A 15,262-nucleotide genomic window follows, 5' to 3' on the forward strand; every position below is an offset into this window, starting at 1 on the left:
TGTATGTTCTATTTTGCAATAAATATTATATTAGTTAACGAATCGTTCCATATTTGAAACAAAATCACTCTCTCAATCGCAGAAAGTAGTTTGCTAATCCGCAACGAAAGTTACCAATTAAATAGCTTTTTATACTGACATTCTATAGTTGCACTGCTAGGATTTAGCTCAAATTTATACTGCTAACACCTTCATGGAACTCATTGATTTTATTCTGCACGTTGACGAACATCTTTTAGAATTTATTCGCAATTATGGTGTATGGATTTACGCCATTTTATTTTTAATTATCTTTGTTGAAACTGGCTTAGTAGTGATGCCATTTTTACCAGGGGATAGCTTATTATTTGCTGCGGGTGCGCTTGCAGCATCAACTGGTGCAATGGATCCATGGGTACTCGGGGTTTTATTATTTATTGCTGCAGTCTTAGGCGACACCGTAAATTATCACATCGGACGTTATATTGGCCCTCGTGTCTTTGAAACCAACTCTCGTTTTATCAATAAACAACATTTACTCAAAACACAGCAATTCTTTCAACGTCATGGCGGTAAAACCATTATTTTTGCTCGCTTTGTTCCCTTTGCACGAACATTTGCACCATTTGTCGCAGGTGCAGGTAGCATGAATTATAAGTTTTTCCTGACCTATAATGTGATTGGTGCTTTGTGTTGGATCGCCTCGTTTATTACGCTAGGCTATATTTTTGGTAATATGCCGATCGTCAAAGATAACTTCACCCATTTAATTTTTGGCATCATTATTATCAGTATCTTACCAGGCATTATTGGTTTTATTCGCCAAAAATTAAATGAGCGTAAAGCCAAATAAGCTCCGATTAAAATAAACGAAAAATCATCGGTAACATACAAGCTAGCAGTAACATTGCCGACCCTTTATACACATGGTCGGCTTTGATTCGATGCGAACTACCAGTCAGCAATGCACGCCCAAATAGCATCCAAAAAATACTCACGGGTACGAGCAGTAAACTAAAGACTGTAAAAACCAATCCTGCATTCTCAATCGAGTTCCACGTTTCAGTGGGAAAAATACCCACAGCCAAAAGCACTGTTTTAGGGTTTCTTAATGTGGAAAAAAATAGTTGTGCTTTTCTGATCTGTTGATGACGTTGATCATATTTTTGTAAGTGTGAACGTTTCCATAGATGAAATGCCATCCAAAGTACATAAACCAAACTGCCTGTATGCAAAATCACATCAATGGCTGACCAAATCGGTTCAAATAGATGAATAAACAGTGACCATAAACTGATGCCATATACATATCCCAACCATTCAACGGGGATAAAAATCATGGTTTTAAATAGTCCGTGTTGATGTGTTGCGCTCGCGAGTAAAGCATTGCTTGGACCTGGAATAAGTAACACTGCCAACATCGCCAAAACAAAAAACCAACTGTCAATCATAAAGATACCGAACCACTATATAGGTCGCCACCTTAAACGAATTTGGCGTAAAAATAAAATTTTAGAGGGAATACCTGTATGTAAAGATCAGAGAATACCGTACAGCCAAAAATTCAAATAATTGATTTTTATTAAAATAGATTGAAACATTTTGCTAATATTTAGTGATATATCACTGTAATCATCAACAGTGATATATCTCTTTTGACTTATGATTTTGGACGCTGCTTGATAATCATTGGGCAACCTTTGAACTGTGCAGCTTGGACAATTGCGTCTTGCTGACCGAGTAGGTTGGCAAGTTCAGTATTCTTGGTATTCATCGACTGCCCCATATTCACTGAAATTGTTGGGGAAATTCCCCAGCCACCACCTCTCGCCCAACCGCCACCGAGCCCAACACCGACACCAACGCCTGTACGCTTCGCTGGTTGCACACCATTCTCGATGTATTGTTGAATACGATTATACTCTGCTTGCAACTGTTGACAGTTTAAAGCTTGGTATTGGGTTGGTGAAACATAAGCGGGTTTAACCGTTGATGCACAAGCACCCAATAACATACTGAGTGCTAACACAGGCATCCAATATAAGCGTTTCATAATATTCTCTTATTTTTTTGATTCAATCTCACCAAATAAAGTGACATACGCCAAGGTCAATTTATGTTCTGATGCCAAATGAATCAGGGGTAAATTCTTTTGATGTGATTCTTTCATCAATATCGATGGCGGTAACATGCTTGCTAAAACAGGTAAACCTTCATCTTTTAATTGTTGAACCACTTCACGCGGTAATTTTGCCTGAGATTGGAATTGATTCACGACAATTCCCTCAATCTCTAAGCGATCATTATGATCATCTTGGGTTTCGAGTACATTTTCAATCAAAGTTTGTAACGCACGTTTTGAAAATACATCACAGTCAAATGGAATCAAGACACGATCTGCGGAAATTAATGCCGACAAGGTAAAGAAATTAAATGCGGGCGGCGTATCAATGAAAATACGATCATAACGCGCACTGAGTGACTGAATCGAATCACGCAATTTATAGATTTTATGTTTGCTTTCTAAAGCATGTTCTAGCGCACCAAGGCTTGGACTGGCAGGAATCACATCTAGATTTTCAAAAGATGTTCGGTGAACATAACTCTCTAAACCTTTGCCTCGTGGTGCTTTTAGGATCGAGCCGATGGCATTACTAATTAATCCCTTCTGCTGCGTGCTGCCTAAAATATCATCAAAGAAATTCTCAATGTTTGGCTCTAATGCGGCTTTATCCGCAGAATATGTTGCATCTTCACCTAAAAGGTATTGGCTTGAGTTTGCTTGTGGATCAAGATCAATCACCAAAGTTCTTAAACCTTGCTTAGCACTAATTGCAGCTAAGTTGACTGTAATACTTGATTTCCCCACACCACCTTTTTGGTTAAACACCACACGAGTTAACATGATTTCCCTCTACAATATTTTTGTAAACTGCACGCAGTTTAACTTAGTGCCAAAACAATTACTAAAACAATGTCAAACAATTACGCAAAAACAGGTTTAATAATCACTAAGCCAACAATACCTGCCAATGCGACTGTACCGATCAACAAACCAGCACGGCGCTGTTGCAATAACACACTGCTGTCTTTTTTATAGGTTTTGATCAAAGATGACCACAAGACAAAAAATAAAATCACTTTGGCATAAAACCAAGGTGCGACCTCAAAGTTCTTCATCACGACTAAAATAGCCCCTGTCAAAATAATCAGGGTCAGCGACAAATGTTGTAAACCGACGAGACCTTTAAAACCTTTTGGATTGGGTTGTTGGTTTTGTACACCGATAAATAAAGTCGCTGCACGAAGAACAAAAGCAATGATCAACAAGCTCACTGCGGACATATGAATAATTTTGGTGAGTAAATGTGCATCCATGATCAATCCTTAACTTTTAGGTGCATGCGCGCATTCAGGACTTGCAGGTGCTTGCCCTTGCCATTCACTTGCCACATAAGCATGAATCGCTAAAGCATGGATTTTCCCAGGATTCATTAACTCAGTCGCAACAGCATAGATTTTTTGATGACGCTGTACCAAACGTAAGCCCTGAAATTCATCACTCACCACAATCACTTTAAAGTGTGATTCTTTACCAGGAAAATAACCACCATGCCCTGCCGACTCATTGATCACCTCAAGATGGGTAGGTGCTAAAGTTTGCAAACGTTCAATCAACTGTTGTTCTAAGTTCATCAGTCACTCTATTAAGGTCAGATTGAGATAGCCCATTAGTATACATGACCCGACCTCTAGAGAAAATTTTGTACAAAATTTTGCCTTTCCGCTTTTTAAAAGCGCAGAAATGCTTTTATTTTATGCAATTAATCATTTTCTTTGCATAAAATTATTGACCCTATTTTTGCATAATGTATTATACACGGCATGCGGGAATAGCTCAGTTGGTAGAGCATAACCTTGCCAAGGTTGGGGTCGGGAGTTCGAGTCTCCTTTCCCGCTCAAATTTTTTAGTGTAAGTTTTAGAAAAAACTGCTCGATAAGCGGGAATAGCTCAGTTGGTAGAGCATAACCTTGCCAAGGTTGGGGTCGGGAGTTCGAGTCTCCTTTCCCGCTCCAGATTCAAAAAAAGCCCTAGTCGAAAGATTAGGGTTTTTTTCTTGCCTAAATTTAAGCAATCATCCATGACGACAATAAAAAAGGTGTTTCCATTTGCATAGAAACACCTGTGTTTTTATTTAAGCCAACATCTCAAACTAAGCAGCAGACTTTTCCTGTAATCGGCGCATTCTTGGTTTATACAGCACACGATAGGTCACACTTAAAATCACAATCCAAACGGGACTGACATACAAGGCTTTCAATGTATCGGGTTCAAGTGCCAAAATCACTAAAGTAAACATCAGGAAGGCGATCACGACGTAAGACATGAATACCCCACCCGGCATTTTAAAGGTCGATTGAGCATGTAATTCTGGGCGTAACTTACGATAGCGGATATAGCACACCATAATCAGACTCCATACACTGATAAATAGAATCACACATAGAGAGCTTGCTAGAGTGAACGCTTCAATCGTATTGGGAACGAAGTATTGCAGTACTGCACCCCCCATAATGAAAACACAAGAGAAGATTAAACCATTGGCTGGAACAGCACTTTTTGATAAGCGACCGAAAGCATTAGGCGCCTGACCATCTTTAGATAAACCAAACAGCATTCGACTGGTCGAGAACACCCCACTATTCATGGATGACATCACCGACGATAACACCACAAGATTCATGATAATTGCAGAGGTGACAATTCCTGCATTTAAGAACAATTCAACAAACGGACTTTTATCCGCACGAATATGATCCCATGGCGTCACAGACATCACGACCAACAAAGCCAATACATAGAATAGAATGATACGAATGGGAATCGCATTAATTGCTTTCGGTAAGTTCTTATGTGGATCTTTAGTTTCAGCAGCAGTCGTTCCAATCAATTCAATACCAACAAAGGCAAAAACTGCAATTTGGAAACCTGCCAAGAAACCATCGACACCTTTCGGGAACATACCCCCATGCGACCAAATATTGCTGAATGAGGCAACTGTGCCATGCGGTGCGGTAAAATGACTGAAAATCATATAACCACCTACCGCAATTAATCCCATAATTGCCAAAATCTTAATTAAGGCAAACCAAAACTCAACTTCACCAAATAATTTGACTGTAAGCAAATTCAAAGCCAAGACGAATAAGACACAAGCTGCACTAATCATCGCCTGTCCGACTGGTGTAAAGGTCATACCTTCGGGCAGCCAAAAGCCCAGATAGTTAATCACCGCAGCCAAGTCTGCTATCCCGACCAAAACCCAACCGAGCCAATAAGTCCAACCCAAATAATAGCCTGCCCATGGGCCAATCAGGTCATGTGCCATATCCACGAAAGATTTGTACTGTAAATTTGCGAGTAATAACTCTCCTAATGCACGCATCAGGAAAAAGAACATTCCTCCAATAATCATATAAATGAACAGAATGGAGGGACCTGCGAGGGAGATGGTTTTGCCTGAACCCATAAAGAGTCCTGTACCAATCGCACCGCCGATTGCGATCAATTGCAAATGGCGATTGGAAAGTTTCCGTTGTAAGTCTTGAGGCGCTTGTTCGCCTTCTGACTGATTTTGAATCACCGTCATAATAAAAGTTCCTTTTTACTACTTCCTAAAATGAATCCGTCGCTAATTTATGCGCTTATCTCGCGGTCTTTTTTAAATGACGAATTCATTTTGATTACTCGAAAATACATATCTGAAACCGTTTGAGTGATTGCAAATACGTTACTTTTCTTGTTTTTAATCCTGTTTAAACAAAAATAAAGCCCATGGCTTTATTTTTGTGCTGCAATCACTGCAATTTCAATCAGCCATTTTGGATTGACCAAATCCGCTTGAATGGTTGCACGCGATGGTGCAACGCAGTCTTTTAACCAATCCACATAGATCGCATTGACCGTAGGAAAATCCGCAAGGTCTTTGAGAAAAAGCTGGACTGAAAGTAACCGCGATTTATCACTCTTTGCTAGAGCAAGTAATTGTTCGATCGTTGCAAGAATATCTTTCGTTTGTCCTTCAATATCTAAATCTGCATTCTTAGGGACTTGTCCTGATAAATACACCACTTGATTAAAGACGGTGACAGCGCTCATGACTTCGCTGCTGTTAATCTTTTGAATATCTGAATGTGACATGGTTATTTCCTTATTCCTGACTCTTAAAGTTGACACGTGCAGTAACCCCACACATCAGTTCATAACCGACAGTGCCTGAAGCTGCGGCAACGTCATCAATTGCTAAAACAATTCCTGTACTCGACTTGCCCCAAAGCACCACTTCACTGCCAAGTTCAGCGTTGGGAACGGGTGTTAAATCAACAGCGAGCATGTCCATACTGACTCGACCAATAGTTCGGGTACGAATGCCATTGACCAAGATCGGTGTCCCTGTTGGAGAGATTCGCTGATAACCATCGGCATAACCGCAAGCCACGATTCCAACTTTTATTGACTGTTCAGCAATAAAATTTGAGCCATAGCCCACACTTTCGTTCGGGTTAAGTTGTTGAATCGCGATAATTTCGCTGCGTAGACTCATGGTTGGGGCAAGCCCCCAGTCTTGAATGCTATGTTTGGGATAATCGGGAGAACTTCCGTACAACATGATGCCTGTTCGAACGACATCAGACTGGACATGGGCTTTGTAACGTAAAATAGCAGCACTATTACAAACAGATCTTTCACCTGCTAAGCCTTGAAGCATCACCTCAAATTCAGCGAGTTGATAATCAATACCTGTCTGCCCTAATCGGTCTCCATCCGCATCAGAGAAATGCATCATATGCGTTATTTTAGCGACCGAATTTAGACGGTTGAGATGTTGCCAAGTCTTAAAATACTGTTGTGGTTTGAAACCTAAGCGATTCATTCCACTATTCATTTTTAGAAAAATATCAAACTGTGCAGGGTAAATATGCTGCTGTACCCATTCCACTTGCTGTTCGTTATGAACGGTGAAACTGAGTTGGTACTGAACACAATCAAATAAATCTTGAGGAGAAAAAATCCCTTCAAGCAATAGAATTGGTCCAGTCCAACCTAACGCACGCAGTCGTTTTGCTTCTTCAATATCGAGTAACGCAAATCCATCTGCACTTTTAAATGATTCATACACACGTTCAATACCATGCCCATAGGCATTGGCTTTGACCACAGCAAAGACCTGACTTGTAGGCACTGATTTTCTCACCACCTCCAAGTTTTGGCGCAATGCCTGAGTATGAATAACGGCGGTAATAGGGCGAGGCATAATAAACTTCCTTGTACGCTGTAATTATGCTGCGTGTGAATAACGCTGAATGGACAAACCATCGGTACTAATATCTGGGCGATGATTCAGCACAAGATCGCTGATCAACTTTCCTGAACCACATGCCATCGTCCAACCTAAAGTGCCATGCCCAGTATTTAAAAATAGGTTCTTATACTGCGTTGCACCGATAATTGGAGTGCTGTCTGGTGTCATTGGGCGTAAACCTGTCCAGAACAAAGCCTGTTGTAAATCGCCACCAGGGAATAAGCCTTGTGTCACCATTTCTAAAGTGGCACGGCGGTCTTCATTCAAACCCAGATTAAAACCACTCAACTCCGCCATACCACCGACACGAATACGCTGATCAAAACGTGTAATCGCAACTTTGTAGGTTTCATCTAATACGGTGGATTGTGGTGCGAGCGCTGGATCAACAATTGGGATTGTTAATGAATAGCCTTTGACTGGATATACAGGTAAATTCAGTGCTAATGGTTTGAGAAAATCACGAGAATAACTACCAAAAGCCAGTACAAAACGGTCAGCGGTCAATACAGCACCATTGACCATGACCCCTTTGATTTCATCGCCTTCAACAATTAAGTTTTCAACATGCTGATCAAACTTAAACTCCACACCTAAATCTTGTGCGAGTTTTGCCAAAGCATTGGTGAATAGATAACAGTCGCCTGTCTCATCATTGGGTAAATGCAGACCACCAACCAACTGATCGGTGTGAGCTAAAGCAGGCTCTACACGCGCCAACTCTTGTGCATTGAGTAAATCGAAATCCACACCACATTCTTTAAGTACTTGAATATCTCGTTGCACCGCGTCAAGTTGGGCTTCATTACGGAAGACTTGCAGCGTACCGCTTGAACGATTTTCGTAGTTAATTCCTGTTTTTGTTCTTAAATCACGTAGACAGTCACGGCTATATTCCGCGACGCGCATCATACGTTCTTTATTTACAGCATAGCTTTGTGGATTACAGTTTTTCAGCATTTGAGCCATCCACTGTAACTGCCACATACTGCCGTCAATATTAATGGCGAGTGGTGCGTGATGTTGGAACATCCATTTGACCGCTTTAAAAGGAATGCCGGGTGCTGCCCATGGTGTCGAATACCCCGGAGAAATTTGCCCTGCATTGCCAAAGCTGGTTTCTTTAGCAGGCCCTGACTGACGATCAAGCACAGTCACTTGAGCCCCTTGTTGCGCAAGGTAATAAGCACTTGCCACACCAATCACACCACTTCCTAAGACGATGACGCGCATAATAGTCCCTCACGCACACACTAGTTTATTTAACTAGTATATTTTTGCATCAATAGTTTTTTTCACTATTTTTAGGCTTATAATCTAGGTAATTTCATGTTTTTGTCGTGAAAAAAGTGAAATAAAAGGAAATAATCTATGCGTAAATTAGACCGTATTGATCGCCTGATTTTAGACATTTTGCAGCGTGAGGGTCGCATCGCGATTAGCGAACTGGCTTTACGTGTCAATTTGTCCACCACGCCATGTTCAGAGCGCGTCAAACGCTTAGAGCGTGAAGGCATCATCATGGGTTATTACGCGCGCCTCAATCCTGCCTATGTTGATCGTAGCCTTTTAGTATTTTTAGAAATTAAGCTTTCAGCCAAATCTGGCGATGTTTTTGATCAGGTTGCACGTGATCTGGTTGATATTCCTGAAGTGCTAGAATGCCATCTGATCTCAGGTGAGTTTGATTATTTAGTCAAAGCCAGACTGAAAGAAATGAGTGCTTATCGACGTTTATTGGGTGATCTACTTAAAAAGCTGCCTGCTTCAGCCTCGTCACATAGCTATGTGGTGATGGAGGAAGTCAAAGAAGGCTTATACCTTGATGTCAGCAAATAAAGTACGCACGGTTCAGAGCGTACTTTAGAACTAAAGTCAGAAGAGCTAAAAATATTTTAAGATCGAAATCTGTTTATTTTGATGCTTAAAATTTGAGAACCATTGCACCGCAGGATAAAGTGCAAAAGACAGTGCAATACTCATCAGCCACATCATCCACACATGGTCGACAGAAAAATAGTGCCCATGATTGAGACCCCAGATATTCACTGCAAGCACATACAGCAGTTTCAAGACATATAAATGCAAGAGATAAAAGAACATTGGCACAGAACCAAATACAACCAGTGGTCTAAACCATCGTTGTTGCTGCCAACGCTCAAACAGCACCAAAATAATCAGCCCAACACCAACATTCCATAAAATAAAAAGCAATGACGGTGGGTATTTGGTCAAATTAAAAAAGCTCATGAGGCTTAGTGAAAATGCGTCAAAGTGCTGCCAAGGCTGATTGCCATAGATATTGATCAAACGTAGTACAATAAACAAACCGATACTGAACATAGCAATTGACACCAAGTAGGTATTTCTTTGTTTTACCGTATATTTTTGACTGAAAAAATGTCCCAAAGCAAAACCTAACAAAATCACGCCGATCCACGGTAAAACAGGATAAGAACTTCGCAATTTGATCCCAGCAAACTCCATCCAACCACGTTCATGTAAGATCAGCCAAAGTGTCTGCATCCAACTTCCTTCGGCAAAATGAACCGAGTCCAGTAAGTTATGCCCAAAAATAATTGCACATGCACTCAGCACAATTGTCGGTAAAGGCAGACTAATACATGCTGCCAAAGCCAACATGCTCACGCCAATTGCCCAAATGACTTGCAGATAGATGACCTCAGGTGGAAAAGTTGCAGTCCAAGCAAAATTAACCAACGTCAGCTCAAGCCCAATCAGAAATAAACCACGTTTGAATAAAAAAGTTCGTGTTTGCTGCACGCTTTGCGTCTTTGAATAAAACAAAAATGCTGAAATACCCGTTAGCAGCACAAAAACCGGCGCACAAAGATGTGCCAATAATCGACTTCCAAACAATGCAGGTTCGGTCATGACGATGTCCATCGGGTCACTGACCTGCTTATGCAGATAAAAGGTTTCCCTCACATGATCGAGCAACATAATCAGAATAACCAAACCACGTAATGCATCTATCGACTGTAAACGTTGCGTATTTTTTTCGACTCGCATAGTAAAAATAAACAAATTAATGTAATGTTATACTATTACATTAAATCTATTTTGTCTTTATTTGGCTGATCATTTATGCAATACAAATTCGGATTATGCTCATGTTTGGGGCTTGGTTTTATTTCCACTGCGGCGTGGGCAGAAGATAAAACCGCTGTACTCGCTACCATCCATATTCAAGCAGATGCGACACAACCCAGTCATGAAACAAGTCCTGCAACCACGAAGTTCTCTCATGATGTAGTCGACGTCCCCTTTAGCCGTTCATTCCTGTCAAAACAGCAACTCGAACAACAGGATGTACAACGGATTGATGATGCATTAACACTGGTCAGTGGGGTCTTTCACCAAAATAGCTTAGGTGGAGGTTTTTGGGATAACTACTCAATACGAGGATTTAGCACAGATCCCAATTGGGGAGCAGCCATGATCCGCAATGGTTTAAGTGTCAATCGTGGTATTAGCGCACCTAAAGATATGGTCAATATCGAATCCCTCGATTTCTTAAAAGGCCCAATGGCAGCTTTATACGGTCGTGGAGAAACAGGGGGATTACTCAATCTGAATAGTAAAAAACCACAATGGCAAAGCGAAAATGAAGTGAATTTACGTGCAAACAGCCTTGAAAAATACCGTGTCAGTGTCGAACACACCGCTCCCATCAATGATGAACTTGCTTACCGTTTGGCCATCGCCCATGAGGACAACCAAAGCTTCCGAGAAAATGTGAGTAGTGAACGCTGGTTTTTTTCACCCCAACTGACATGGAAAATTTCAGATCAAACTCAACTTGATTTTGATAGTGAATTTACTCAACAACTAGGTACTTTTGATCGTGGTGTCAGTACCTTTCAGAAAAAATTTGTGATGAACCCCAAAACATTCACAGGTGAACCAAATGATGGTGACATGCGAGTGAAAGATCATTTCTATCAATTTCGTCTAAGTCACACGTTCGATGATACGTGGGCACTAAACAGCGCACTCAGTTATAAAGATGCGCAACTGGTTGGCTTCTCTACCGAACCACGTCGTATGCAAGCCGATGGACAAACGTTAGAGCGTCAGCGTCGTTATCGTAATTATCAAAGTGAAGACCTACTGTTGCAAACTGAACTACTGGGCAAATTAGAACATTCATGGGCAAGGCATGAACTTTTAGTGTCCAGTGAAATTGGGCAACTGGATTATCGCCAGTACCAACAACGTCGCAATCACAGCACAAGCAATCCAAATACCATCAACATTTATCATCCGATTTATGCGCAATATCTTCCAAGTCTCGCCCCCTTTACGGATACAGATGAACGCCAACGCTATTTCGCCCTCAATCTGCAAGATCAGATCTTTTTCAATGATCAATGGAGTGTGTTGCTCGGTTCACGTTTCGATCAGGTTGAGCAGAATTTTGAAAATCATCGAACCCAAGCTCAGCATAGTCAAACCTTGCACCAAGCCAGTCCACGTGTTGGGATTAATTTCAAAGTATCAGATCAATGGGCATTTTATACAAACTATGGTCATTCATTTGCCATGAATAGTGGCATGAACCGTAATGGAGAAAATTTTGCCCCTGAAAAAGGACGAAGCTATGAGATCGGGAGTAAATATCAAATCGATGACCAGAGCTTAGCCAGTGTTGCATTATTTAAAATGCAAAAACAGAATGTCCTGACCACAGACCCAATTGATGCAAATTTTCAAACGGCTGCGGGAGAAGTGAGTAGCCAAGGCATCGAATTTGATTTTAATCGTCAGTTCAATGATCAATGGTCATTCAATGCCAATTATAGCTATACCGATGCCAAGATTGAAAAAGACCAAGACTTAGCCAAGGGTTCTCGACTCAGTAATATTCCTCAGCACCAAGCTTCAATGACGAGCAATTATGAATTTTTACAACAAGGCTCAACGAAAGCTGGTGTAGGCGCAAACATCAGCTATGTTGGACAACGCAGCGGACATAATTTAGATAATGGTTTTAATTTGCCGAGCTATACCTTGGTCAATTTAAATGCGTATTACGCCCCTTCAGATCGCTTACGCTATCAGTTCAATCTCAATAATCTATTGGATAAAACCTATTATCTTTCTAGTTATAGTGATCTATGGATTCAACCTGGCGAACCGATCAATGCTTCAGTTTCAGCACAATTTAAATTCTAACTCAACAGCCTTCAGCCTACTTGGTACAGGCTGAAGGTTTCAATATTAAAATTATTCAGCTTCATCATCATAGATATAGCTCATACAACCCCAACCATCGTATTCACCATCAAATTCTTGTGCAATACGCGTCATCCACTCTTCCAAATCGGCAATATCTTCATACTCAAGCATCATATTGATATGGATATTGAGTACCCACATGTCTGACCCATCAGAATGTAGTTCTTCTTGATACAGCGAAATCTTTTGCTCTTGATGTAACAGGTGCAAGGCACATTTTTCAACTTGTTCTTGTTTCTCAAACACAATTGAAAATTCGACCTCGTGTGGCTCACTCAGGTCATTGCCATCTTCAACCATCTGCCATAAGACATTGCCATTATCATTTTCTGGAAATTGCTCGTAGTCGCGAGTCATATAAATATCCTTTGTTATGTTTTGAGTTCATGATTGGCTATAGATTAACCTATTTTTATGTCAGTTTTTAGACCTTAACTCTAGATTAAATTTTATTTCCTGTAACACAATTTTTTAATTGGTCACGTGCTTTCAAACCATCTTGCCATTCTGCTTCTACAATTTTTTTGCCATCTTTTTCAATGATAAAGTGCTCTTTTTCCAACATATTATCAAACAAGGCTTGTGCACTTGGTATCGCAAAACTGATCGCAGCATATTGATAGTTTGGTAGCTTATAATTAAATACCCGAACTGTCTGCGCTTCACCTGTACTCTGTTTTAACGTGACTTGAATTGTTTCTGTTTTCTTTGGCTGTGGGATGTTTTCGCCCCAAAACGTGAGTATCGCACCTTGGTACTCGCCCCCTGGCCCTGAAACTTTAATTAAACTCTCTTTCTTCCAAAAGAAAGCTGCACAATATTCCCCTTTTTTAGGATTTTGGTTGTCTTGAAAAAAATCCCAACCACCATTGATATAACGGTCATAGCGAGGATCTTGTGTCAATGTCACTGCTTGCTGGTTTTTTTGTGCAGTTAAATCAAGCATTCCTGTTGCAACTTGAAGTCTAGTTTGCATGGGATCATCACTAGAATAATCAGGGTATGATGCTTGTGCTTCATATTGTTCTTGTTGCTGCCAATAATATGCTTCAGCCGCTTCACGACCATAATCTTGCATTTGTTGATGGTGCTGTGCATTCATTTCACAAATATTCGGCAAATCAGAGCATGCCCATGCTGATAATGAGAAACTGCCCAAAACCCCAACCACGATTGCTTGAAGCAGATGCATCTTTATTCTCTTGTGGTATCCGTATTGCAGATATTTTAAGCAGCTTATTCGCTAAAATATAGCATCCTAGCTTAAAATATTAGAAGGGAATCTTCGACTGTATCTCTAAGTGCTTATCTTGAAGTGGGTGCTGAAATGCAAGATAAGCTGCATGTAATGCCATACGTTTTAAATCAAATTGGGCTGGTTCAGGATGATATAACTTATCTCCCATAATCGGATGACCAATATGCATCATATGCACACGAAGCTGATGAGATCGACCCGTTACAGGTTCTAAACGCACTCGGCTTTGATCGGTTTCAGCATCATATTGCATCCGTTGGAATAAGGTTTTAGCATGCTTACCTAATTCAAAATGCACCATCTGACGTGGTCGATTTTCCCAGTCCGTAATCAATGGGACATCCACACTCCCTTCCGCCTGAATCTGCCCCTGTACCAAAGCAACATAGTACTTCTTTACAGTTCGTGCTTGGAACATTTTACTCACTGCCACCTCTGCATCACGATGCTTGGCAAACATAAGCAAACCCGATGTTGCCATATCTAAACGATGCGTCACTTTCGCAGTTGGATGTTGGTCTAACACACGCAAATAAGCACTATCTTGATGTTCTGGCAAACGCCCCATCACCGACAATAAACCAGCAGGCTTATTCACCACCACCAAGTCTTCATCTTCATACATGATCTCAAGCGGATCTTGTGGTGGCATATAGATAAAATTGTCATTTAAGGGCATGGGAAATAAATAAATTAAATAAAGCACAGCAATTATAGCGTGTTACAGCATAAAATCGTATCAGCAAATGATCGATCCAATACTTCAACCATTTTGACTATTCTTTAAATAAAATAGCAACCTACTTATTATTTTAGATCCGTCTGAGTTAATGTGTATTTATTTTTAAGTTTTATTACAACACTATTAACTCAAACTATATATTATTATTTAAACTCAGTTTATCTACTTAAAATTTAGGTATTTATGATACTGAGTTCATTTCCTTAGATAAACTATCTTTATAAAGCTCTTCGAGTACCACAACTTCTCTATTTAGAAAGACGGTTAGATATTCTTTTACACGTGTTAAAGTTAATTGTTTAAATGAAACAGCATCTGTGATATTTCGAGTGACTAATCCAAATACATCCTTTCTTGGGATCAGTACGGGAATATCACTTTCTATTTTAAATTCAAGCTGCTGCGTCTGGGCAAATGCATCTAAAGTAATACGCAACGTTTGTTCCGTATACGCATCTGTGACAATAAAGCTGGTACTTGCACCATCAAGCTGCAACTGACGAACCAGTTGTTGCCGCCAGCCAACTTCATCAAATTTCATGAGAATTGTCTCGGAATCAAAAGCGCCTAAATGCTCTACATCGTTCCGATTTGTGTGGTGTGGATACCGTATTTTGAGTTCGAATTCATTCATTATTTTTCTGACCTATTCCAATT

17 protein-coding genes and 2 tRNA genes are annotated in these 15,262 nt (G+C 40.4%); 5 read left to right on the top strand and 14 right to left on the bottom strand.

Features of this window, described 5'->3' with window-relative positions:
* Window positions 1-193: 193 nt before the first annotated feature.
* Entirely contained in the window at window positions 194-832 is a 639-nt protein-coding gene (locus MMP60_RS13375; protein ID WP_241336864.1) for a DedA family protein, read from the top strand.
* A 7-nt stretch (window positions 833-839) separates the two neighbouring features.
* Here the strand turns inward: MMP60_RS13375 and MMP60_RS13380 are convergent, their stop codons facing one another.
* The 5 genes from MMP60_RS13380 to MMP60_RS13400 form a co-directional block, all read right to left on the bottom strand.
* Window positions 840-1,430, bottom strand: coding sequence for a LysE family transporter (locus tag MMP60_RS13380; RefSeq protein ID WP_241336866.1), 591 nt, complete (start codon window positions 1,428-1,430; stop codon window positions 840-842).
* Window positions 1,431-1,639: 209 nt separating this feature from the next.
* On the bottom strand, window positions 1,640-2,032 hold the full coding sequence (locus tag MMP60_RS13385) for a hypothetical protein (protein ID WP_241336871.1): 393 nt from the start codon (window positions 2,030-2,032) through the stop codon (window positions 1,640-1,642).
* A 9-nt stretch (window positions 2,033-2,041) separates the two neighbouring features.
* A complete protein-coding gene (locus MMP60_RS13390) occupies window positions 2,042-2,884 on the bottom strand; it encodes a ParA family protein (protein ID WP_241336872.1) in 843 nt (280 codons plus the stop codon).
* 80 nt (window positions 2,885-2,964) lie between these two features.
* Window positions 2,965-3,357: a SirB2 family protein gene (locus MMP60_RS13395; RefSeq protein ID WP_241336876.1), complete on the bottom strand. Its 393-nt coding sequence runs from the start codon at window positions 3,355-3,357 to the stop codon at window positions 2,965-2,967.
* 9 nt (window positions 3,358-3,366) lie between these two features.
* Complete coding sequence (locus tag MMP60_RS13400) at window positions 3,367-3,675, bottom strand: BolA family protein (RefSeq protein WP_018678399.1); 309 nt, start codon at window positions 3,673-3,675, stop codon at window positions 3,367-3,369.
* 191 nt (window positions 3,676-3,866) lie between these two features.
* On the opposite strand from MMP60_RS13400, the gene MMP60_RS13405 reads away from it, so the two are divergent.
* Both MMP60_RS13405 and MMP60_RS13410 read left to right on the top strand, forming a co-directional pair.
* Window positions 3,867-3,939 (top strand) — tRNA-Gly (locus tag MMP60_RS13405).
* A gap of 41 nt (window positions 3,940-3,980) precedes the next feature.
* A tRNA-Gly gene (locus MMP60_RS13410) sits at window positions 3,981-4,056 on the top strand.
* Window positions 4,057-4,193: 137 nt separating this feature from the next.
* Here the strand turns inward: MMP60_RS13410 and MMP60_RS13415 are convergent.
* From MMP60_RS13415 to MMP60_RS13430, 4 genes are all read right to left on the bottom strand, one after another.
* Entirely contained in the window at window positions 4,194-5,630 is a 1,437-nt protein-coding gene (locus MMP60_RS13415) for an amino acid permease (RefSeq protein WP_023274516.1), read from the bottom strand.
* Between the two features lie 191 nt (window positions 5,631-5,821).
* Complete coding sequence (locus MMP60_RS13420; protein ID WP_018678397.1) at window positions 5,822-6,181, bottom strand: RidA family protein; 360 nt, start codon at window positions 6,179-6,181, stop codon at window positions 5,822-5,824.
* 10 nt (window positions 6,182-6,191) lie between these two features.
* Window positions 6,192-7,295: an alanine racemase gene (gene alr / locus MMP60_RS13425; RefSeq protein ID WP_241336877.1), complete on the bottom strand. Its 1,104-nt coding sequence runs from the start codon at window positions 7,293-7,295 to the stop codon at window positions 6,192-6,194.
* Between the two features lie 24 nt (window positions 7,296-7,319).
* Entirely contained in the window at window positions 7,320-8,576 is a 1,257-nt protein-coding gene (locus MMP60_RS13430; RefSeq protein WP_241336878.1) for a D-amino acid dehydrogenase, read from the bottom strand.
* Between the two features lie 138 nt (window positions 8,577-8,714).
* Here MMP60_RS13430 and MMP60_RS13435 point away from each other — a divergent pair, with 138 nt between their 5' ends.
* Window positions 8,715-9,182, top strand: a complete 468-nt coding sequence (locus MMP60_RS13435; protein ID WP_018678394.1) for an Lrp/AsnC ligand binding domain-containing protein — start codon at window positions 8,715-8,717, stop codon at window positions 9,180-9,182.
* 45 nt (window positions 9,183-9,227) lie between these two features.
* On the opposite strand, the gene MMP60_RS13440 is transcribed toward MMP60_RS13435, so the two are convergent.
* Window positions 9,228-10,376 (bottom strand): heparan-alpha-glucosaminide N-acetyltransferase domain-containing protein, encoded by a 1,149-nt coding sequence (locus MMP60_RS13440; RefSeq protein ID WP_241336879.1) that lies wholly within the window; start codon window positions 10,374-10,376, stop codon window positions 9,228-9,230.
* A gap of 75 nt (window positions 10,377-10,451) precedes the next feature.
* Between MMP60_RS13440 and MMP60_RS13445 the strand changes: the two genes are divergently transcribed.
* Window positions 10,452-12,542 (top strand): TonB-dependent siderophore receptor, encoded by a 2,091-nt coding sequence (locus tag MMP60_RS13445; RefSeq protein ID WP_241336880.1) that lies wholly within the window; start codon window positions 10,452-10,454, stop codon window positions 12,540-12,542.
* A 51-nt stretch (window positions 12,543-12,593) separates the two neighbouring features.
* Here MMP60_RS13445 and MMP60_RS13450 read toward each other — a convergent pair whose 3' ends face one another.
* From MMP60_RS13450 to MMP60_RS13465, 4 genes are all read right to left on the bottom strand, one after another.
* Entirely contained in the window at window positions 12,594-12,962 is a 369-nt protein-coding gene (locus tag MMP60_RS13450; RefSeq protein ID WP_018678391.1) for a ribonuclease E inhibitor RraB, read from the bottom strand.
* Between the two features lie 85 nt (window positions 12,963-13,047).
* Complete coding sequence (locus MMP60_RS13455; protein ID WP_018678390.1) at window positions 13,048-13,797, bottom strand: hypothetical protein; 750 nt, start codon at window positions 13,795-13,797, stop codon at window positions 13,048-13,050.
* Window positions 13,798-13,876: 79 nt separating this feature from the next.
* Window positions 13,877-14,542 carry an RluA family pseudouridine synthase gene (locus MMP60_RS13460; RefSeq protein WP_241336881.1) on the bottom strand — a complete coding sequence of 222 codons (666 nt, stop codon included), beginning with the start codon at window positions 14,540-14,542 and terminating at the stop codon, window positions 13,877-13,879.
* 244 nt (window positions 14,543-14,786) lie between these two features.
* Complete coding sequence (locus MMP60_RS13465; protein WP_241336882.1) at window positions 14,787-15,239, bottom strand: hypothetical protein; 453 nt, start codon at window positions 15,237-15,239, stop codon at window positions 14,787-14,789.
* Between the last annotated feature and the right edge of the window lie 23 nt (window positions 15,240-15,262).

This window comes from Acinetobacter sp. ANC 4805 (assembly GCF_022549495.1).
Taxonomy (GTDB): Bacteria; Pseudomonadota; Gammaproteobacteria; order Pseudomonadales; family Moraxellaceae; genus Acinetobacter.